This window comes from Flavobacterium sp. AG291, assembly GCF_003350375.1.
GTDB lineage: Bacteria > Bacteroidota > Bacteroidia > Flavobacteriales > Flavobacteriaceae > Flavobacterium > Flavobacterium suzhouense.
In genome coordinates this window covers 77,665-96,665 of sequence record NZ_QQAR01000014.1, presented here as the reverse complement: position 1 = coordinate 96,665, position 19,001 = coordinate 77,665, and the positions used below count along the sequence as shown (strand labels likewise).

Here is a 19,001-nt window from a genome sequence, read left to right as displayed (position 1 = left end):
TTATTTTGTACGGTTTTCAGAGATATATTTTGCCATAGTCTCTATAGACTGGAATATAGCTTTACCTTCCTTAGGATCGGCAAGTTTAATTCCGTAATCTTTATCAAGCATTACTATAAGCTCAAGCGCATCGATAGAATCAAGTCCAAGACCATCGCCAAAAAGCGGATCATTATCATTCACATCCTCTACAGCAATGTCTTCAAGGTTAAGAACATCGATGATTTTTTCTTTTAATTCCTGTTTTAATGCTTCCATCTTAATTGTTATATAATGTTTGTATGTTTTCTTTTGTATGAGCTGTACCCTGTTCTTTAGACACCAGGTACATAAAAGCTTTATAATCGTCTTTCAAAAAATCTACCCATCCGCACAGCACCCTATCAGCTTTAGCCGTATCCAGTAAAGCTTGAGCATACGCCGCAAAAAATTCCGGATTGAAAGCCTCAAATATAAAGAAACTATTTTCAGTATAAAGCTTATGTTTTATACTTATCTCCCCCATGCAAATGTTAGGCAAAGTATATACAAATACCGCAGGGCTCGGAAAATAGTCGTCTTTGTCGGCAATAGAATCATTGTATTTAACATCCGTATCAAGGCTCGATGACGAGTTGGCAAATAATAATGCTGTATTGTTCGAACCGTCGGCAATATACTCCTTAAGCAGTATATCGGCTGCCAGAAAAGATAATTTGCTCAGATTATCCATCTTAAAGAATTTGGCATAATCTGTATTCAGGTGTTTATAGGCTTGTTTGGCAAAGTCAGGAAACGCTGCTTCAGGCATAGCAAAAACTTCCTGCCCGTTATGCAAAACCTTTCCCTTTTCTATGATACAGTGATCTGTTATAAAATAATTATTTGCCATTGTTTGCCTTTTCAAATATCACTGCCGTATTACAGCCTCCAAAACCTGAAGCCGTTTTAAGAAGGTAATTTATTTCCTTCTCTTCTGTTTTTTCAATCACATTTATAGCCTGAGATACCCCCGGTTCATCATAACCCATCGAAGCGAAGAGTTTGTTCTTATCCATTGCTTCGAGTGCGATAACTGTTTCCAGTAATCCCGAAGCGCCAAGTGTATGCCCGTAATATCCTTTTAAACTATTTACAGGAACTTCATTCAGCCCAAGCCTGTTAAAAGCTATAGCTTCCATCTCATCATTAAAAGGTGTCGCTGTTCCGTGAGCCGAAATATAATCGATCGCTCCGGCACTAATCCCCGATTCTTTCAGTGCACTTTCTATGCTTCTAACCAGTCCTTCTCCCGTACGCGACGGCCCGGATATATGGTTGGCATCGTTTATAGATCCGTCGCCAATCACTGTTGCTTTAGCATTAACCGACTCTTTTGTCACTAATACTGCCGCTGCTGCTTCACCCAGTGTAACTCCTGTCCTGTTGGCAGAATAAGGCTTGCATGGCTCTGCACTCATCGCCTGAAACGAATTGAATCCTGAAAGTACAAATTCAGAAACCTCATCTCCTGCAACCACAAAGGCATTATCATATATTCCTGCCTGTATAAGTCTTTTCGCTACCGATATTGCCATAATACCCGACACACAGGCGTTAGACACAACCACAGGTTCTGTAGTAAAGCCAAAGAAATTTGCAACATTGTTTGCCAATCCCTGAAGGTAAGCTTCGTCCGGTAAGTTATTGCCTTTTGAAAGCGAAGTAATATTTCCTTTAGTGGTTGAAAGCACTAAAGCCGTTTTGCTGTCCGGTTTTACTCCCGATTTCTGTAGTACCGGGTACAAAGCCAGTAATATCATTTTTTCCAATCGGGTATACGATTGATTATTACTTATTACAGCAAAAGCAGCCTCAAGCTTATCATTATTTACAACCCCTGCATAAAACGGTATGGGCAGCATACTGTTTTCCTGTTTGCTTATACCGGTAATACCATTAGCTATAGCCTCAATATTGCTATCTACATCAAAGCCAAGCGGGGTAATACAATTGGTATGGGTTATATATATATTCTTCAATTTCATTATTTATCCAGTCCCACTTTTTTTCTCCATTCTTCAAAAAAAGGAGGGTAATTTAACACCATCTGACCTTCATCGTTTACAAAAACCTGAATGGTTTCACCGGTACAGGCCAGATTTCCTTCACCGTTATATATTTTAAACCTGTAAATCATTTTTGCAGCCGGAGTATCAACAATAGTTGTTTCTATGGTAGCAACATCGCCATACTTTAATGGCAATTTATGCTCACAGCCTGATTTTACAATTGGCGTGGTATAACCATGTTCATGTACATCAAGATAGCCAATACCATGTTTGCGGCCAAATGCCTCACGCCCATCTTCAAAATAGGTAATATAATAGCCGTGCCATACAATACCAAGCGGATCGGTTTCGTTAAAACGAACCCTTATTTCCTGCTGAACTGTAAGCTCTGTAACTTCCCTATATTGCTCTTTTCTTCTCATCATAAATTATAGACAGGCCTATCATACCTATAAAAAACAAAAATAAAGCCAACAGTAGCGGCCATACTTCTGCTATTGAATTATTTCGTAAAAGCACATCATAAAAGGCTTCAAGCCCCCAGTTCATGGGTGATGCCTTAGCCACATACTGCATTATTTCGGGCATTGCAAAAACAGGTACCCATACTCCGCCTACAGCAGCAAGTATAACTACGGACGTCGCACCAAATGGCGCCGACTGCTCCTGCGTTTTAGCAACAGTTCCAAGCAATATCCCAAAACCTATCGCTGCCAAACCGCTAAACAATGCAACAAGGCTCATCATAAAAAAGGTACCGTTCAGCTCAAGGATCGGCAGTCCAATTTTAGGGAAGATAAACATTCCTGTAGCAAGCATCAGGAAAAACTGCAGCATACAAATAATCAGATAGGTTACCGTTTTTCCTCCAATAACTGTAGCATATGATACAGGGTTTGTCCTTAGCCTAACCTGAGTGCCCTGGTTTTTCTCTTTTACCAGGTTTATTGACAATGGCACTACAATAAAGAACATGGCAAACAATGTCCATGCAGGCACATTATGCTGTGTAGAGTTAGGCACCTGCTCTTTGTTATCGAACATGGGCACTATCTCTTTAAAGCTTATATAACTTTCCTGCTTAAATGCAGCGGTACTTTCTTCCCCTAACTGTTCACTGAAAGCATCATATATCGACTTTGTCTCAATCTGCGAGATCATTTTGTCTACCGTACTTTTCACAGCTGTTTTAAAAGCTGTTTGCGAGGCAGGATCAAAATATAAACGAACCTCTTTTGGCGTTATTTTTTGGGGTTTAGCTGCCGTAACAGAGTCCGTTGCACCCAATCCCTCCATTATCTTAGCCACATTCTCCTCCACTTTGGTTTTTAAGCCCGAACTTAATCCTTCAGGAATAATAATTGCCAATTGATAATCGCCATCAAACACTTTTTCTTTGGCGAATGCTTCATCTATATTCTTGCCGTTGCTTTGGGTAATAACACTAAAAGAATCATTTCCTGCAAGGTTTTTCTGCACCATCTTAGATACTTCACCCTTATCATTATCTACCAGTAATATGGGTATCTTGCTTTGGGTTGCAGTCTTAAAAGTACTGTCCTGAATAAGCGTTATGGTAATAACAAGACACAGCGGCATGATAAATAATATAACAAGCCCTCCCATGTCGCGTTTCAGCAGCAGCATTTCCTTGTATATAGATATTAGCAGCTTATTCATCTCTTAGTTCATTACCGGTTAATGATAAAAACACATCTTCGAGAGAATGTGCATTTTTTGTTACCTCTATAATCTCTTCAGGAGCACCTTTTATAATTACTTTACCGGTATCTATTATGGCAATTGTGCTGCATAAATCCTGTGCCTCGGCAAGGTGATGTGAGGTATAAATAATAGTAGTTCCTCTTTGGTTTATCTGCTTAAGGTATTCTATGATCACGTTTCGCGACTGTACATCTACACCCACAGTAGGCTCGTCCAGAAACAAAACTGCCGGCTCATGAAGCAATCCGGCAATAAGATTTACTCTTCGTTTCATACCCCCCGAAAAGGTTTCTATTTGTTTGTCAGCAAACTTAAGCAAACCGAGAAAATCAAGAGAATCATTAATTCTTTGTTTCAGGTCTTTGCCTTTAAGCCCATACATACTGCCAAAGTACATCAGATTCTCATAAGCTGTAAGCGTAGGATACAATGCATATTCCTGAGGCACGACCCCAATAATCTTCTTGATCGCTTTTGCATCGTTTTTATAGGACAGCCCATCAATTGTAAAACTTCCTGATGTGGGCTTTATCAAACCACATAACATCGAAATAAGTGTAGTCTTTCCTGCTCCGTTAGGACCAAGTAATCCAAATATTTCACCTTTCTTAACCGATAATGACAAATCATCCACCGAAAAGAAATCGGCGTCTTTGTATTTTTTAGAAAGCGATTGTATTTCAATGATGGTGCTGCTCATTTTTTATACCGCTTTTCTTAGTTTTTTAAAGAATTCTTCTTCCCTGCCTGCTATTTCGAGTAGCCTGTCGGCCAACAGGTTATACACATCCTGCTGAGCGCTTCTCTTTTTGTATACGCGCGATGCCTCAAGGGCAAAGTCACGCCACATATCACCAATTTCGGTCATTTCAAACGAAAGTGTTTTTAATGCTTCGCTCTCCATAATTACCGATGCTTCCTGTAAAAATGCCGCATATATAAATCGGAAACCTCCGCCACCGGTACCTATCTCTTCCTGCATACGCACTATTTGTGCGAGATAATGATTGGCTTTTCGAACTCCGTGTTTTGCGGGCCACTTGCGAATTTGTTTCGAAACATAACGCATTCCCGCAACACCAATAATTGGCATAGGAGCCAGCATATCGCGACAGGTAGCTTTAATAGCTTTGGTGATTGCTTTCTTAAAGTCTATCTCTTCAGGGATATAAACAGGATAATAAATTTGTCCTTTAGGAGCGAAAGCCCCTTTGGCAAAACGCACCCTGTCAAGCTCTTCAGCAGTAAGGGTTGTTACGGTCTCCATAACCGGATCACTAATCAGGTAATTGTTTTCTTCTTTACCATACACCACAAGATTGTGTGCATTAAAGTGAAAACGATAATCATCCGGAAAATAGGTAAGGTTATACACCCCTACCTGCAGTCCTGATGGTATGTTTTTTTTCAGGTTATCTTCAAGTGCCTTCTCTGCAGCCTGAGAGCCCGAAAATTTTTGCCTTTTTATCTTTATGCCAAGCCTTTTCGCCAGCCTGCTGAAGATTATTCCCGGCAATGGCCTGTAGCTAAAAGCCGGTGCATGATTTACCTTTATAAACGGAAGATATACAAAAAACAAACCTGAACCGATACCAAAAACCATTGGTTCGCTTATGTTTAGCCCATTATGCTTTAATAAGTTGGAAGCAACACCATTCTCGCAGTGCGCTGACTGGTGATGCGTAAAATCAGTCTTCATTATATCAGCCCTTAAAATTTCTTAATTCATTGACGGTAATCAAAAAAGCATCCGCATATTTTTGAAGTACCTTATCACTAAGTCCGGCAAACACTTTTGGTTTAAAATGCCTTTTTATACGCCATTGCCATAAACCGGTATATCCGGCAAGAATGCCCACATCCATTTTACTGAACTCCATAAAATACAGTATTGGGCTTGTCTCACCGTTTGCCACCTTTTGCCTTGCCTCTTCTGTTCGTTCCTTGATATCATCGATGGCATTGCTAAGGGCAATGGTTTTAGGCTCCCAGCCGGAACTTAAAGCTGTGGTATAGTTACCGTTCTCATCGGTCGCATAACATAGTTCGCGCATGTTTACCGACTCTATATTACTCTTGTCCTGTGGTACTTCACTCTTTTTCATCGCTCCTGTATAAATAGGTTAATCTCGCCTTCTAATAGCAGCTCATCGTTGCAATAGCTTTTACAGTTTACCATACAGGTAGTATAACCTCCTGTATCATATCTTGATATAAGATCTGCAACTGTAGTAATTGTACTCCCCAGCCTGGGCAGTGCATGTATCTTAACTGTTCGTATAGAACTTATAAACCCAATAACATCTACATTTGGGATATCTTTTGCCTGATCATCTACCAAATAGGATTTACCTACTATAGACGAACAGGTTTGTGCCGCATTCTCTATGAGTCCTGCTTCACAAAAGACCCCATTATCCACAAAAACATTATCCTCTTTAATTGTAAAAACGGTCTCTGCCTTTTGAGCAGTTATATCAACAATAAAATCAACCATAAGCATCGGTGCACGATGCGGCAGATAATTATGTATATCTATAGCCTTTTGCATATTGTTACTGTGCTAATACCGTTTTCATCTGCCCGGAAGCTATCTTTATATTATTTCTTTTTGTTACAATATCCACAAGGGTTACTCCCATAAACTCATGTAAAACATTTACTTCGGTAACAATATCTTCTCCAGGAAGCGGAAGCTCCAGTATAACAACATCTTTAACCGAGCCTATATAACCTGTAGGCGCAGGTTCATTCTTAAGGTAAAACTGGTATCCGGTATACAAAGCTACCGACTGAGCCATATGCTCTACAATACCCGACTCGTTAAACCTGCCATTTTCTACAAAAATATTATCCACAGCTACGGTAAGTCCTGCTGTTATGGTATTTTCTCCAAAAGCCAGCATCTTGTCTATCATTACAAAAGGTGCCTTTTGAGGAATCAGATCCTGAACGAGTTGTCCTGAAATTATCGGTTCCATTAGCATACCGTTAGATAAGCTATCGAATAGGTAAACCTGCCACTCTCCGGAACCACAAGCAGTAGCTTCTCCCCTTTTTTAAGCTTTCCTGAATTCATCAGTTCCTCTACCATAAGATAAATTGAAGCAGCTCCTACATTACCCACCCTGCTAAGGTTTAAAAACCATTTCTCCTCAGGAATATCAACACCATTAGCCAGTAAAGCCTGATATAACTTACCCCCAAAGAAATTAGAAGAAACGTGCGGTAATAAATAATCAACATCAGCCGGATTTACTCCGTGCTTATCCAGTGCATTTTTAGTACTTAAAGACCCCAGTCTCATTACATGCTCGTCAAGCAGCTTTACATCCTGCTTTACCGAGAATATAGATTGTTTTAACCACTCTTCCGCATCATAATCCTGCCACGGCTTTAATGATCCGTCTTCAAGCTTATCGCCACCTGCATACATACAGGCTTCATATTCATGTGCGTAAGAGTACGACTCCATCCACTCTATCTTAAGCGATATCTCTCCTCTTGGCTTATCTTCAAGAAGCAATGCGCCTGCACCATCCGAAAGCATCCATCTCAAAAACTCTTTTTTAAATGCAATTACAGGCTGCTCTTCCAGACTCTTAAGATTAATGATCTCGTTATTGAATTTATTGGCCAGCATCCAGGTAGCCGATCTTTCAGAACCTGTACATACTGCATTTTTAGTATTGCCCGAGCGCACACTTAAAAAACCGTATTTAAGAGCATTCATTCCCGCACAACAAACACCTGATGACGCATTAAGCTCAATGGGCCTGTTATCCATCAGTCCATGCACCATTGCGGCATGTGAAGGAAAAAGATTATCAGGAGATGCTGTACCGCATGAAAGCAGTTCTACATCATTTTTTGTAAAATCTTCATCATAAAGCTCTTTTATCGCATTATGAGTCAGCTGAGCATTATTGTGGGTTATATTACCTTGTTTATCAACAGCATAATAACGATTTGTAATACCATTATTGCGAAGAACAATCCTTCGGGCCTTTGATGTGGTTTCATTTATCAGCCCTAATATGCCTTCCATATCATCGTTGGAAACCGGTTCGTTAGGCAAATATTTTCCCGCTCTTGTTATATATACATCAAACATAGTATCCTAAACTCCTTTTATGCGCTTTCAACGCCTTTATAATATTGTACAGTTTTTTTGTGTGCCCTTATTTTAAAAGGATACGTAAGCATGTGCAAGATATACACAATTGGCGATATAACCCAAATTGCAAGCACCAAATAAATCACAAAAATCCTGAGTAACTTCTTACGTTTATCAGGTCTTTTAGTTATAATTTTCGTCCATTTGCTAAAAACATAATTCCCCTTTTTATCTACAGCAACGAGGTAAGGACTCACCTTAACAGCCTCCTGATCAAGCAATCTTAGCTGCAGGCTATCAAAATCGTTACTTTTTAAAGCTGTGTTTATTGTATTTCCAAATTTCACAGCATCATCAATATCATTTTGCGACACTCCCGGTAACGGAAATACCCCCAGATGTTTTTCCTTTTTTCCGCTAAACATCCACTCCACAATAGTAATAACGCTAATAAGGTTTCCTGCTCTGTCTACAAGAGCAATATTGCCTTTTAGCAAAGCTCCATTTTGCTTTAGCAATGCTTTTACTTTTTCCTGTGCCAAAAACCACATATTACGACTTCCACTAATAGTTACTACAGGCGTATTATTAAGCAGTTGTTTTGCTTCAGGACTTTTTAAAAATGAATTTACCGGAATAGAGGGAGATAAAAACCACACCTGATAATGAAACAGTATCAAATCATATTTAATATCAAGTACAGCCTGAGGAACAGGCTTTAACTTAGCAGGAATTTGCATGAATGATTCGGGAAAAGCATCAAAAAATGATTCTTTATTCCATGGAAAGGGAAATGGCGTTTCCATTTCAATGTTATAAAACACAACATTTACCTCAGGATCATCAATCAGGGGGTTCGCAATATTATCTGCAATTTCTTTCAATTGCCCCGATTGCGAAAAGTATATTACAAGAACATTTCTCATTTAAATCTTTTATCTAAAAAGTTTGTCTTTTTTCTTACAAACCCTGTTTTTCTCATCGCTCCAACAGGCGTTAAAGATAGAAAAGATGGTCTACATAACTATGAGACCTTTAAAGATTTATCTATTTTTTAAAGGATTGCCAAAAATCAAAGTAATTGAACCATTGCAAAGGATATTTTTTAAGCATCCCTTCAAGATTTTCAACATAAGCCGCAAGCAGTCCCTTTTCGTCACGATGCTTAACCACAGCTTCTCTGGCATATAAGTGATAATGAAGTTTCTTTTCTTTCATTACATACACAAAAACCACCGGTACCCTAAGGCGCGATGCAATTAGAAAAGGGCCTGAAGGAAAATTAGCTTCTTCACCTAAAAGCGGATAGGTAATATGTTTTACCCCCTCCATATAACGATCTCCTGTAAGGCATATGAGTTCATTATTGGCAAGGGCATTGTTTATTTCATAAATGTGCGAAAGATCATCCTTAATGATAATAAACTTAACCGAAGATTTAGATGCAATGCTTTCCAAATACTGTTTTATGGCGCGATGCTCCATATCGGTAGTCAATAAATTAATCTGGAATTTATCGTCAAGATCAGATAAAAAATATTCAGCAATCTCAAAGTTCCCGATATGGGCACTTATAAGCACTCCGCCCTTTTTATCAGCCAGAAGGCTTCTCAATCGTTCGATACCGTCAAACTCATAGGTAAAACTATTGCGCATTCCGGCAGAAATAGCTGTTTTATCTATTAGTGTTTGTCCAAATGTGTAGTAACTCATAAAAACCATTTTCCGGGCACGAACCCTAGAATAACCCAGGCGGTTATGAAAATAGTAAAAAGTTACCCTGTTGGTTTTTTTAAGAAAAAGAAAATAATAAGACGCAACAAAATATAAAACCGCATAAGACGGCCTTATCCCAAAGTTCCTGATACAAAATACAAATATTTTATACCCAAGGAGATTACCCTTGGACTTACCGTCCCATTCGCTCATACTATTGCAGTACTTTCAGCTTATTCTCTATAAGGTCGTAAAAATTCTGGAATGTAGCAATTCCAACAAAATCAGCCTCTCCCAACTTTACCCCAAAGTTAGCCTCTACAGCCACTACAAGATCTACATAATCAAGACTGTCAAGCCCTAAAGTATCTTTCAGGTTAGCATCAGGTGTTATTGTATCGGCATCAACCTCAAACTCATCAGCCAAAAAATCATTTATCTTACCTATAATAACGGCTTTGTCCATTTTAGTACTTTTTTACAATTAATGCTGAATTGGTTCCCCCGAATCCAAAAGAATTCGACAAAAATATATTAAATTCTTTATTTATTGTAGCAGTGGCTAAATTTAATTTAGCCGAATCTTCATCCGGTGTTTTAAGGTTAATGTTGGGTGCAATAAATGAGTTTTGCATCATGAGTATCGAATAGATAACTTCACTGGCACCTGCCATCCAGCACTCGTGGCCCGTCATCGATTTGGTAGAACTTACATAAGGCTTCTCTCCAAAAATTTCAAAAATTGCTTTTGCCTCATTGCTATCGCCCACTGGAGTAGAAGTAGCATGTGCATTTATATAATCAACATCGGCAGCAGTTATCCCTGCCTGATCTAAAGCTTTTTGCATGGCACTTGCCGGCCCTTCAACGTTTGGTGTAGATATGTGCCCTCCGTTAGACGAGAACCCGTAGCCTATAACTTCGGCCAGTATCGGCGCTCCTCTTTTAACAGCCGACTCATAACTTTCTAATATCAGTGTTGCTCCGCCACCACTTGGAACAAGACCGTTGCGGGAAACATCAAACGGACGGGATGCTTTGGCCGGTTCTGCTTCATCAGGAGAAAATACGCCAAGCCCGTCAAAACTTCCCATCGCATATTTATTGATTTCCTGAGCTCCACCACAAATTATGGTATCCTGAAGCCCACTCTTAATCAAATAATATCCCATCCCTAAAGAATGTGATCCGCTTGCACAAGCAGCACTTACCGTTAAATTGATACCTCTTAGCTTAAAGATAGTAGAAAGGTTCATGGTAACAGTAGAGTTCATCGATTTAAAGATCGCTCCGGAACCTATTAAGGCCGTATCTCTCTTTTCGCGTATAATATCGGTAGCATCAATAATAGCTTTAGAAACACTATCGTTTCCATACATGATACCTACTTCATTCTTTTCAAGAAAGTCTTCATCAATCCCGGCTTGCTTTAACGCCTGCACAGTAGCCATATAAGCATATTCGGTTTCTTCACCAATGCTCATACGCTGCCTCCTGTTTAGCATATCTTTCAGTTCCGGCCTGGGAACCATTCCGGTTAGAGACGATCTAAATCCAAAATCTCTTCTATCCTCATCAATCACTATCCCCGATTTCCCGTTGTATAATGACTCTTTAACTTCTTCAAGAGATGTGCCAATACAGGAATAGATTCCCATACCGGTAATTACCACTCTTCTTTCCATCTTTTCTACTTTTGGATTTGTTTATTTATGAATAAATCCCCCCGTTAATATTAATCACTTCTCCGGTAATGTATCCCGCTTTTTTTGAAGCCAGGAAACTCACCAAGTCTGCTACTTCTTCTGCCTCTCCAAATCGATTCGCGGGAACCATTTTTACAAGTTCCTTCTCGTCAAGATCGCCGGTCATATCTGTTTTTATAAAACCCGGAGCTACGGCATTTACAGTAATATTACGTTTTGCCACTTCCTGGGCTAATGCCTTGGTTGCAGCTACAACAGCACCCTTAGCCGCAGAATAGTTAGTTTGTCCCGGAGTACCTTTTACCCCCGAAACCGACACCATGTTTATTATCCTGCCATATTTGTTTCTAAGCAATTTCTGAATGAAGAAATTCGTAACATTATAGAACCCGTTAAGACTGGTGTTTATAACACTCGACCAGTCTTCCTGCGACATCCACATAAAAAGACCATCTCTTGTAATGCCCGCATTATTTACTATAACCTCAACTATTGCATCAGGATTGTTTTCCTGCCATTGCCCCAGTGCATCCTTAACCTCATCGGCATTAGCCACATCAAATTTGATAAGCTCGCCTGTGGCTCCGTTTTCAATAACTTTTTTCAGGGTTTCTTCCGCAGCGGCAGCATTCGACTGATAGTTAATCAATATGTGATAATTGCTGTCTGCCGCAAGTTTTTGGCAAATTGCACTGCCAATTCCTCTCGATCCACCTGTTACTAATGCACACTTCATTCGTTACCTGTCTTAATTAAATAATTCTGCATTCTCATACCACTGATTCCCCAGCAGCATGCCTTTGGTATCCAGGAATCCCCATTTACCATTATTTTTCACTCTGGCTACACCTTTAACAAACCCTTTTGCATCAGAACTTAAAAAACTGAAAGCAATGCTAATGGAGTAATTTGTTGGTATTACCATTTTTCCTTTTACATCAATAAAACCCCAGTCTTTTTCTTTAACCGGAGCAAGGCCATCGTTACTAAAAACTTCAGCATCATTATAAACAGGCTCAATAACTGTTTTTCCCTGAATATTTACATATCCCCATTTGCTACCTATACATACAGGGGCAAGATCTTTATTAAAAGCTCTGGCCTTATCAAATTTAGGTTCAATAATCCAGTTGCCTTTAGTATCGATAAAACCTACCTTTCCGCCTTTACGGGCATACGTATTATCCTGATTTTCAAAATCCCATATTTTATCGACTCCTTCCACAACCTTAAACTGCCCTCCAATAATCAGTCCAAACTCTTTACCCCTTCTTGCCCAGGTAACCCCTTTAAAGTAATTACCTATCTCTTCATATAAAGGCTCTACAATTTGCTTTCCTGTTTTATCGATAATCCCCCAACGGTCATTATTCTTTACGCGGGCATAATTACCTTCAAACTCTTTTATAATATCATATTTAGGTTCCAGCACTACCTCTCCTTTCGGATTGATAAGTCCCACTTTTTTAGCCTGCCTGAAGAAAGCCACTCCTCCCTGAAAGCTAAAATACTTATCGGTTGCCGGCGATTTTACAGTTTCCCCTTTTTTATTGATATAAAAACGCTGCTTATCTTTTTGAACAACACAAAGTCCGCTGTTAAAGTCTTCCGCATCATCAAAGGTAGCAGGAATAACCCATTTTCCTTTAGCATCGATAAATCCCCATTTAGACTGGTCTTTTACCGCAGCAAGTCCATCCGAAAAGCTTCTTGCCGTGCCATAAGCAGGTTTGATAACCATAGTACCGGTCTTATCGATATAACCTATATTACCATTTTGTTTGACAAGCGCCAATTCCTGGGCAAATGATAACTGAATACATAAAATTAGAAAGAATAGAATTTTTTTCATGATTGTATTGGTTGATTGATTGATTACTTCATCAGGTAGTCTTTAATCTCCTGCACATAAGGATACATTGGTTTGTCTTCAGAGAAGACAGGTAATATTGCCCTTACCTCATCATATATTTTTCGGGTAGCAGGAGAAACTTCATTTTTATAATCAAGCGCATCTATCGCCTGAACAATGGCCATTATCTCTATAGCAAGAACTTCAAAGGCATTCTCAATAACCTTAGCCGTAAGGACGGCTGAATTAGTCCCCATACTTACTATGTCCTGATTATCGTTGTTGTTTGGAATACTATGTACATACATAGAGTTGGAAAGCATCTGATTTTCCGCTGTTGTAGAAACCGCTGTAAACTGAACACCCTGTAACCCAAAATTAAACCCAAGCTTACCCAAATTCGTAAAAGGAGGCAACAGCTCGTTAATTTTAGCATTCATCAGGTAGTTTAGCTGACGCTCGGCAAGCATTGATAGTTTAGTTACCACAAGACGAAGCTTATCCATTTCAAGTGAAATATAATCGCCATGGAAATTACCGCCATGATATACCTGCCTGTTCTTAACATCAACAATAGGATTATCGTTGGCAGAATTGATTTCGTTCTCCAGTACCTTAGCCGTTTCATTAATAGTATCCAGCACAGGCCCCAATATTTGAGGAACACAACGCAGCGAATAATACTCCTGAACCTTTTCCTTAAAAATGGTTTCCTGATTTTCTCCTGTGTATAAATGATCCGCTCTTTTACGGATAAGTTTGCTTCCCTCTACATGATTTCTCATGCGCTCTGCAATTTCCTGCTGACCTTTATGCAGTTTAGTACTATTCAGTTCTGCCGACAAGTGGTCGTCATATACTCTTACCACTTCATTTATGGCTGCCGAAAACTTCAGGGAAAGCTCCGTAAGCTTCTTAGCATTAACAAGATTAACTATACCAATACCCGTCATTACCGATGTACCGTTCATAAGAGCCAAACCTTCTCTTATCTCAACATTTATAGGGCTTAAGTTTTCTGCTTTAAAAACCTCTGCGGTCTTTTTTCGTTCGCCTTTATAAAACACCTCTCCTTCTCCTATAAGCACTAAAGCCAAATGTGCAAGCTGAACCAGGTCGCCACTCGCCCCTACACCTCCGTGCTCAAAAATCAGTGGTGTAATATCCCTGTTTATGAATTCTTTCATGAGGTGGATTACCGACTCATGAACTCCTGAATTACCAAGGGACAAGGTATTAAGCCTGGCAAGCATTGCCGACTTTACAAAAACAGGAGATAACGGCCTGCCTGTTCCAGACGCATGGCTTCTTATCAAATTATATTGCAGCTGATTTCTGTCTTTATCTTCAACCCGGTATTGTGCCATAGGCCCAAACCCGGTATTAACACCATAGATAATTTTGTTTTCGGAAAATAATTTCAAAAAATCAAAACTTTCCCTCACTCGCTTAAGCACATCATCACTAACCTCTACCTTACTGCCTCCAAATACAATAAATTCAAATTCTTTAAGGCTTAAATATTGGTTTATACTGCTCATTCTGTCATTAATTAGGTTACTTGGCTTTCTGTAAAAATATAATTTCCAAGATATGCAAAATTCTCATATTTTTACAGGGTTACAAATGTAGAGTTTTTTAAGAAAACATTATGACAAATCCAACCTGTAAATGTTAAAAGAGAACACAGAAGTACTAGTTATTGGAGCAGGGCCATCGGGATGTGTTGCCGCATCTTATCTCCATAACAATGGCGTAAAGGTAAAAATTGTTGAACGTTCTAAATTTCCACGATTTGTAATCGGCGAAAGCCTTATCCCAAGGGTGATGGACCATTTTGAGGAAGCCGGACTGCTTGACGCCCTTATCGCAAAAGATTTTGAGAAAAAATTTGGTGCACGCTTCATTAGAGGCGAAGAACTTTGTGTGTTTGATTTCAGCATAAAATTTGGTGACGGATGGGATTGGACCTGGCAGGTGCCTCGTGCCGATTTTGACAATACCCTTGCGGAAGAAGTTGTTAGAAAAGGTATCGATCTTGAATTTGAAACAGAAGTGCTTGATGTCGTCTTTAACGGAACTGACTCGGTTACAACAGTTAGAAACAAAGAAGGTGTTACCCGCGAAATACATGCTAAATTCATTATTGACTCCAGCGGTTACGGGCGTGTATTGCCACGAATATTAAAACTTGATACTCCATCGTCTATACCCGAAAACTCTTCGATGTTTACCCATGTAAAAGACATCAAAAGACCTGTAGGAGTTGAAGGCACCCAAATTACTTTTGACATTCTTGAAACAAAAGTATGGCTATGGGTCATTCCGTTTTCAAATGGCAACACCAGCATAGGCGTTGTAGGACCTACAAGTTATATAAATGCTATTGGCGGAGCCAATAACACAGAGGCTCTTAAAAAAATAATCGCGCAATCTGATTTTTATCGTGATCGCTTTGAAGGGGTCGACTTTTTATTTGAACCTCATAAAATAGAAAACTATTCCTGTTCGGTAACGCAACTATATGGGCCTGGCTATACGCTTACCGGAAACAGTTCAGAATTCCTTGATCCAGTATTTTCATCAGGCGTATGTTTTGCAACCGAGTCCGGAATGCTGTCGGCAAAACTATTCCTTAAAGAACGAAACGGCGAAAAGGTAGACTGGGAAACAGAATATTCAGATTATATGAGACGCGGGGTAAATGTGTTTGCCACCTACGTAAAAGAATGGTACACCGGAAACCTCCAGACATTATTCTTCCACCAACCTGAAAATCCTGATGTAAAACAAAAAATATGTTCGGTACTTGCAGGTTATGTTTGGGATGAAGAAAATCCTTTTGTAAAAAAACACGACCGGGTAATAAAATCCATGGCATATATGCTACAAAACGAAAAAAGCGCCGAATAAGGCGCTTTTTATTATTTCACAAACTGCTTATTTTAACTTTTTAACGATCATCTTACCAATTGTTTTGGCAGTTTTGGCAAAACCTTCACCAATTCTTGATTCGTTACTAAAGTTACTGCCCCATTGGTCGCCTGGAGCTTCTTCAGTTTCAATTTCCATTATAACATTGCTTTTATTTGATGTTTCAACAAAGCGAAGCACTGTCGAAACTTTTGCCGGCTGTTTCATTATAGCTGCGTCCCATCCCGGATAAATCCATACAGCATCTACAATAAGCGTGTATTTAGCAGTGGCAAGACCTTCTTCAATAGTAACATCTTTTTCTTTACCGTAGGTTTTAGTCAAAAGCTCTAAAAACTTCGGATTCCATATCATCTGAGGTGCAGCAACCCATTTCTTTTTCCAGATGTTGCCGTTACCTTTATCTTTTTCATTAAGGTCGTTTACCCTTTTCTCTACATATTGAGCCTCTGTAAGATTTTCCTTCATCAGCTTCAGGTGACTGTAATCAAATTCAACATTAAGCTCCTTTTGATCTTTTAAGAAACTGAAGTCACCTTTTTTAATCTTAACATCCTGAGCAAAGCCCGTTACCGAAGCAAATAACAATGCTGCAAATAAAAATTTTTTCATGGTTATAGTATGATTTAAGTGCGCCAAAAGTACATTTTTATTTGAGTATAAAGCAATAATGATTGTCAGCAAACTTTTGTGTTTTTTTAAATAAAAAAGCCTCTGCTTTCGCAGAGGCCTCTCGAATAAACCAATCAGATTCATTACTTAACTACTTTTATCGAAGCAATTCCCTGAGCTGTAGCGACCCTTAGGATATAACTTCCGTTTTGCAGTTTTTCTGTATTAAGTTCAACTTTATCAGTATTCACTTTTTTAGACATTACTACCTGTCCAAGCATATTTATAACTGAAATCTCAGTGATAGGCTCACTGTAAGATATTGTAAGCTTATCAACAACAGGGTTTGGATACACTACAAGATTTTTAAGGGTAAATGTAGGTGATCCAAGAACCTGTTCAACGGTAATAGCTAATGGCTCACTCTCACATCCTTCAATTGTTTGTGTCACATAGTAAGTAACACCATCCTGAAGTAAATGATCCGATCCTATTTCTTCAAGTTCATCTCCATCCATTACATACCATTGTATTTCTGCTCCTACAGCAACAGTAATTTCTAAATCGCTAACCGTAGCACCAGCTTCAAACTCCTGAACTGCATTACCTCCCGGAATACTCGGTGCCGGAAGAATAGTCACGTTTACCTCTTTAGCACCGCTTGTGCATCCGTTAAGTGTTTGTTTCACATAATATGTTCCAGCTTCTACAACAGCTTCTTCATCAAGAGCAGGACCATCAGGAGTTGTATGCCAAGTAAGCACTGCCCCCGCAAGACCTTCTGCCTCAATATCTTCAACTTCAGAACCTGCACATATTGACTGGTTTTCCTCAGCAACCGGAATAGGAAGCTCATCAATATTTATAATTACTTTTCGGCGTCCACTTACACACTCTCCAACAGTTTGGGTAACATAGTAATCTTCACCATCTACTAAAACAGTAGAAGTTGGAATAGCATTTCCTCCCGTTTCATTTTCATACCAGGTAAATGTAGCACCTGATAATCCTGTAACCGTAAGTGAAGTAATCGTCGAACCTGTACATGTAGTAGCTGTCTCGCTAGGCACACTTGGTGCATCCAGAGTTGTAAAACTAACTACAATATGCTTTCTTTCGCTCACACACGAGCCTACAGTTTGCGACACATAATAGTCTCCTGCTACCAGTAAAGTTGTACCTGCAAGAGGAGTACCGCCAGTAGCCACATCATACCAACTTATAGTAGAACCGGCTTGTCCGGTAGCCACAAGGTCTGACACATGACTCTCTGAGCAGAATGACTGAGACTCACTGGCTGTTGGCATTGGCACAGGAACAAACTGAGGCGTAATCATTAGCCTTGCACTTGTACATCCGTTTACTGTTTGCGATACATAATAATTTGTACCGCCTGCCAGTGCAGTAGTTGTTGGCAAAACTGTTCCGCCACTTGGCTCATTATACCATGTAAATGTAGCTCCAGCCTGACCTGTCACTGTTAGATTTGCAATAGTGGAAGCTGAACAAAAATCTGGCGTAGTATCTGCCGTCTGTGGCAAAGGCACTGTAGTTACAGTAACCGCAACAGCAGTTCTTGTACTTTCACACTCACCCACTGTTTGCGATACATAATAAGTAGTACCAGTAGTTAGTACAGCTGTTGAAGCTAATGCCGTACCTCCTGTGGCTGCTGCATACCATTTAAAAGTTGCACCGGCTTCGCCTGTAGCGACAAGGTTTGCTACCGTTGCACCGGCACAGAAAGTTTGTGCTGTTGCCGTTGGAGCCGATGGAGCAATACAGTTGTAAGCATTATTAAGGCTATATCCACGGCTTGTTCCGTGACTGATAAGTGTATTTGTTGCCGAACTACCTTTTGCCCAGGCAAAATCTACATTGATATCTGAATACACAAACGTAAAATCATCAGAACTACCGGTATTAAAGGCCCTTGTAGCAATAATGGTTCTGGTTGTACCCGATACTGAGTTCGTGCTTGTCCAGTCGTTTGTTGCATCGGCACTTGGAGCAGATCCAAGTCCGTTTTGATTTCCATCTACAAGAGTAGTTCCGTTCCAGTACACCACATCAGTTCCGTTTTGCATACCGCCACTATTAGTAAAAGAACCTATCTGAAGAGCGAACCATCGGTCTGACGGCCCTGTAAATGTAAGGGTTGCCGTGTTGGTAGTATTATTCAGCTCCAGTTTCGCAGTCATCCCCGAGGTGAGAGTAACCACATTAGTTGCCTTACTCTGAGCATATGCCCCTGCCGCCCCGGCGAGTAAAGCTGTAAGTAGTAATAGTTTTTTCATTGCTTAATTTTT

21 protein-coding genes are annotated in these 19,001 nt (G+C 39.7%); 1 reads left to right on the top strand and 20 read right to left on the bottom strand.

Annotated features, from left to right (window positions below):
* The 18 genes from DEU42_RS14515 to hutH form a co-directional block, all read right to left on the bottom strand.
* Nucleotides 1-258 (bottom strand): phosphopantetheine-binding protein, encoded by a 258-nt coding sequence (locus DEU42_RS14515; protein WP_114759032.1) that lies wholly within the window; start codon nucleotides 256-258, stop codon nucleotides 1-3.
* A 1-nt stretch (nucleotide 259) separates the two neighbouring features.
* The gene (locus DEU42_RS14510; RefSeq protein ID WP_114759031.1) at nucleotides 260-871 is read right to left on the bottom strand and encodes a 3-oxoacyl-ACP synthase; all 612 of its coding nucleotides are present in this window, start codon (nucleotides 869-871) and stop codon (nucleotides 260-262) included.
* Complete coding sequence (locus DEU42_RS14505; protein WP_114759030.1) at nucleotides 861-2,006, bottom strand: beta-ketoacyl-[acyl-carrier-protein] synthase family protein; 1,146 nt, start codon at nucleotides 2,004-2,006, stop codon at nucleotides 861-863. The genes DEU42_RS14510 and DEU42_RS14505 overlap by 11 nt, the downstream gene beginning before the upstream one ends.
* Nucleotides 2,006-2,455 (bottom strand): acyl-CoA thioesterase, encoded by a 450-nt coding sequence (locus DEU42_RS14500; protein ID WP_114759029.1) that lies wholly within the window; start codon nucleotides 2,453-2,455, stop codon nucleotides 2,006-2,008. The genes DEU42_RS14505 and DEU42_RS14500 overlap by 1 nt, the downstream gene beginning before the upstream one ends.
* Entirely contained in the window at nucleotides 2,430-3,710 is a 1,281-nt protein-coding gene (locus tag DEU42_RS14495; protein WP_114759028.1) for an ABC transporter permease, read from the bottom strand. Before DEU42_RS14495 ends, DEU42_RS14500 begins: the two co-directional genes overlap by 26 nt.
* Nucleotides 3,703-4,455, bottom strand: coding sequence for an ABC transporter ATP-binding protein (locus tag DEU42_RS14490; RefSeq protein WP_114759027.1), 753 nt, complete (start codon nucleotides 4,453-4,455; stop codon nucleotides 3,703-3,705). The genes DEU42_RS14495 and DEU42_RS14490 overlap by 8 nt, the downstream gene beginning before the upstream one ends.
* Nucleotides 4,456-4,458: 3 nt before the next feature.
* Nucleotides 4,459-5,454: a BtrH N-terminal domain-containing protein gene (locus DEU42_RS14485; protein ID WP_114759026.1), complete on the bottom strand. Its 996-nt coding sequence runs from the start codon at nucleotides 5,452-5,454 to the stop codon at nucleotides 4,459-4,461.
* Between the two features lie 4 nt (nucleotides 5,455-5,458).
* The gene (locus tag DEU42_RS14480) at nucleotides 5,459-5,860 is read right to left on the bottom strand and encodes a hypothetical protein (RefSeq protein WP_114759025.1); all 402 of its coding nucleotides are present in this window, start codon (nucleotides 5,858-5,860) and stop codon (nucleotides 5,459-5,461) included.
* Nucleotides 5,857-6,306 (bottom strand): ABC transporter permease, encoded by a 450-nt coding sequence (locus DEU42_RS14475; protein ID WP_114759024.1) that lies wholly within the window; start codon nucleotides 6,304-6,306, stop codon nucleotides 5,857-5,859. Before DEU42_RS14475 ends, DEU42_RS14480 begins: the two co-directional genes overlap by 4 nt.
* Before the next feature lie 4 nt (nucleotides 6,307-6,310).
* Nucleotides 6,311-6,742 carry a hypothetical protein gene (locus DEU42_RS14470; protein WP_114759023.1) on the bottom strand — a complete coding sequence of 144 codons (432 nt, stop codon included), beginning with the start codon at nucleotides 6,740-6,742 and terminating at the stop codon, nucleotides 6,311-6,313.
* Nucleotides 6,736-7,869 carry a beta-ketoacyl-ACP synthase III gene (locus DEU42_RS14465; RefSeq protein ID WP_114759022.1) on the bottom strand — a complete coding sequence of 378 codons (1,134 nt, stop codon included), beginning with the start codon at nucleotides 7,867-7,869 and terminating at the stop codon, nucleotides 6,736-6,738. Before DEU42_RS14465 ends, DEU42_RS14470 begins: the two co-directional genes overlap by 7 nt.
* Nucleotides 7,870-7,886: 17 nt before the next feature.
* Nucleotides 7,887-8,798: a hypothetical protein gene (locus DEU42_RS14460; protein WP_114759021.1), complete on the bottom strand. Its 912-nt coding sequence runs from the start codon at nucleotides 8,796-8,798 to the stop codon at nucleotides 7,887-7,889.
* A gap of 121 nt (nucleotides 8,799-8,919) precedes the next feature.
* On the bottom strand, nucleotides 8,920-9,801 hold the full coding sequence (locus DEU42_RS14455) for a lipid A biosynthesis acyltransferase (protein WP_114759020.1): 882 nt from the start codon (nucleotides 9,799-9,801) through the stop codon (nucleotides 8,920-8,922).
* Between the two features lies 1 nt (nucleotide 9,802).
* Nucleotides 9,803-10,054, bottom strand: coding sequence for an acyl carrier protein (locus tag DEU42_RS14450; RefSeq protein WP_114759019.1), 252 nt, complete (start codon nucleotides 10,052-10,054; stop codon nucleotides 9,803-9,805).
* 1 nt (nucleotide 10,055) lies between these two features.
* Nucleotides 10,056-11,273: a beta-ketoacyl-[acyl-carrier-protein] synthase family protein gene (locus DEU42_RS14445; RefSeq protein ID WP_114759018.1), complete on the bottom strand. Its 1,218-nt coding sequence runs from the start codon at nucleotides 11,271-11,273 to the stop codon at nucleotides 10,056-10,058.
* A 25-nt stretch (nucleotides 11,274-11,298) separates the two neighbouring features.
* Nucleotides 11,299-12,030 carry a 3-oxoacyl-ACP reductase FabG gene (fabG, locus tag DEU42_RS14440; RefSeq protein WP_114759017.1) on the bottom strand — a complete coding sequence of 244 codons (732 nt, stop codon included), beginning with the start codon at nucleotides 12,028-12,030 and terminating at the stop codon, nucleotides 11,299-11,301.
* 12 nt (nucleotides 12,031-12,042) lie between these two features.
* Complete coding sequence (locus tag DEU42_RS14435) at nucleotides 12,043-13,146, bottom strand: WG repeat-containing protein (RefSeq protein ID WP_114759016.1); 1,104 nt, start codon at nucleotides 13,144-13,146, stop codon at nucleotides 12,043-12,045.
* Nucleotides 13,147-13,169: 23 nt separating this feature from the next.
* Nucleotides 13,170-14,687 (bottom strand): histidine ammonia-lyase, encoded by a 1,518-nt coding sequence (gene hutH, locus DEU42_RS14430; RefSeq protein WP_114759015.1) that lies wholly within the window; start codon nucleotides 14,685-14,687, stop codon nucleotides 13,170-13,172.
* Between the two features lie 130 nt (nucleotides 14,688-14,817).
* Here hutH and DEU42_RS14425 point away from each other — a divergent pair, with 130 nt between their 5' ends.
* Complete coding sequence (locus DEU42_RS14425; RefSeq protein ID WP_114759014.1) at nucleotides 14,818-16,059, top strand: NAD(P)/FAD-dependent oxidoreductase; 1,242 nt, start codon at nucleotides 14,818-14,820, stop codon at nucleotides 16,057-16,059.
* A gap of 27 nt (nucleotides 16,060-16,086) precedes the next feature.
* Here the strand turns inward: DEU42_RS14425 and DEU42_RS14420 are convergent, their stop codons facing one another.
* Together DEU42_RS14420 and DEU42_RS14415 are read right to left on the bottom strand one after the other, a co-directional pair.
* Nucleotides 16,087-16,692, bottom strand: coding sequence for a hypothetical protein (locus tag DEU42_RS14420; RefSeq protein ID WP_114759068.1), 606 nt, complete (start codon nucleotides 16,690-16,692; stop codon nucleotides 16,087-16,089).
* 143 nt (nucleotides 16,693-16,835) lie between these two features.
* Nucleotides 16,836-18,989, bottom strand: coding sequence for a T9SS type A sorting domain-containing protein (locus tag DEU42_RS14415; RefSeq protein WP_114759013.1), 2,154 nt, complete (start codon nucleotides 18,987-18,989; stop codon nucleotides 16,836-16,838).
* Nucleotides 18,990-19,001: the final 12 nt, after the last annotated feature.

What these genes read in the sequence shown, in the direction of transcription:
- hutH (WP_114759015.1), bottom strand. Translation starts at nt 14,687, where the DNA reads ATGAGCAGTATAAACCAATATTTAAGCCTTAAAGAATTTGAATTTATT.
- DEU42_RS14415 (WP_114759013.1), bottom strand. Translation starts at nt 18,989, where the DNA reads ATGAAAAAACTATTACTACTTACAGCTTTACTCGCCGGGGCGGCAGGG.
- DEU42_RS14490 (WP_114759027.1), bottom strand. Translation starts at nt 4,455, where the DNA reads ATGAGCAGCACCATCATTGAAATACAATCGCTTTCTAAAAAATACAAA.
- DEU42_RS14495 (WP_114759028.1), bottom strand. Translation starts at nt 3,710, where the DNA reads ATGAATAAGCTGCTAATATCTATATACAAGGAAATGCTGCTGCTGAAA.
- DEU42_RS14500 (WP_114759029.1), bottom strand. Translation starts at nt 2,455, where the DNA reads ATGATGAGAAGAAAAGAGCAATATAGGGAAGTTACAGAGCTTACAGTT.
- DEU42_RS14485 (WP_114759026.1), bottom strand. Translation starts at nt 5,454, where the DNA reads ATGAAGACTGATTTTACGCATCACCAGTCAGCGCACTGCGAGAATGGT.
- DEU42_RS14510 (WP_114759031.1), bottom strand. Translation starts at nt 871, where the DNA reads ATGGCAAATAATTATTTTATAACAGATCACTGTATCATAGAAAAGGGA.
- DEU42_RS14445 (WP_114759018.1), bottom strand. Translation starts at nt 11,273, where the DNA reads ATGGAAAGAAGAGTGGTAATTACCGGTATGGGAATCTATTCCTGTATT.
- DEU42_RS14460 (WP_114759021.1), bottom strand. Translation starts at nt 8,798, where the DNA reads ATGAGAAATGTTCTTGTAATATACTTTTCGCAATCGGGGCAATTGAAA.
- DEU42_RS14470 (WP_114759023.1), bottom strand. Translation starts at nt 6,742, where the DNA reads ATGCTAATGGAACCGATAATTTCAGGACAACTCGTTCAGGATCTGATT.
- DEU42_RS14505 (WP_114759030.1), bottom strand. Translation starts at nt 2,006, where the DNA reads ATGAAATTGAAGAATATATATATAACCCATACCAATTGTATTACCCCG.
- DEU42_RS14450 (WP_114759019.1), bottom strand. Translation starts at nt 10,054, where the DNA reads ATGGACAAAGCCGTTATTATAGGTAAGATAAATGATTTTTTGGCTGAT.
- DEU42_RS14455 (WP_114759020.1), bottom strand. Translation starts at nt 9,801, where the DNA reads ATGAGCGAATGGGACGGTAAGTCCAAGGGTAATCTCCTTGGGTATAAA.
- fabG (WP_114759017.1), bottom strand. Translation starts at nt 12,030, where the DNA reads ATGAAGTGTGCATTAGTAACAGGTGGATCGAGAGGAATTGGCAGTGCA.
- DEU42_RS14480 (WP_114759025.1), bottom strand. Translation starts at nt 5,860, where the DNA reads ATGAAAAAGAGTGAAGTACCACAGGACAAGAGTAATATAGAGTCGGTA.
- DEU42_RS14465 (WP_114759022.1), bottom strand. Translation starts at nt 7,869, where the DNA reads ATGTTTGATGTATATATAACAAGAGCGGGAAAATATTTGCCTAACGAA.
- DEU42_RS14515 (WP_114759032.1), bottom strand. Translation starts at nt 258, where the DNA reads ATGGAAGCATTAAAACAGGAATTAAAAGAAAAAATCATCGATGTTCTT.
- DEU42_RS14475 (WP_114759024.1), bottom strand. Translation starts at nt 6,306, where the DNA reads ATGCAAAAGGCTATAGATATACATAATTATCTGCCGCATCGTGCACCG.
- DEU42_RS14420 (WP_114759068.1), bottom strand. Translation starts at nt 16,692, where the DNA reads ATGAAAAAATTTTTATTTGCAGCATTGTTATTTGCTTCGGTAACGGGC.
- DEU42_RS14435 (WP_114759016.1), bottom strand. Translation starts at nt 13,146, where the DNA reads ATGAAAAAAATTCTATTCTTTCTAATTTTATGTATTCAGTTATCATTT.
- DEU42_RS14425 (WP_114759014.1), top strand. Translation starts at nt 14,818, where the DNA reads ATGTTAAAAGAGAACACAGAAGTACTAGTTATTGGAGCAGGGCCATCG.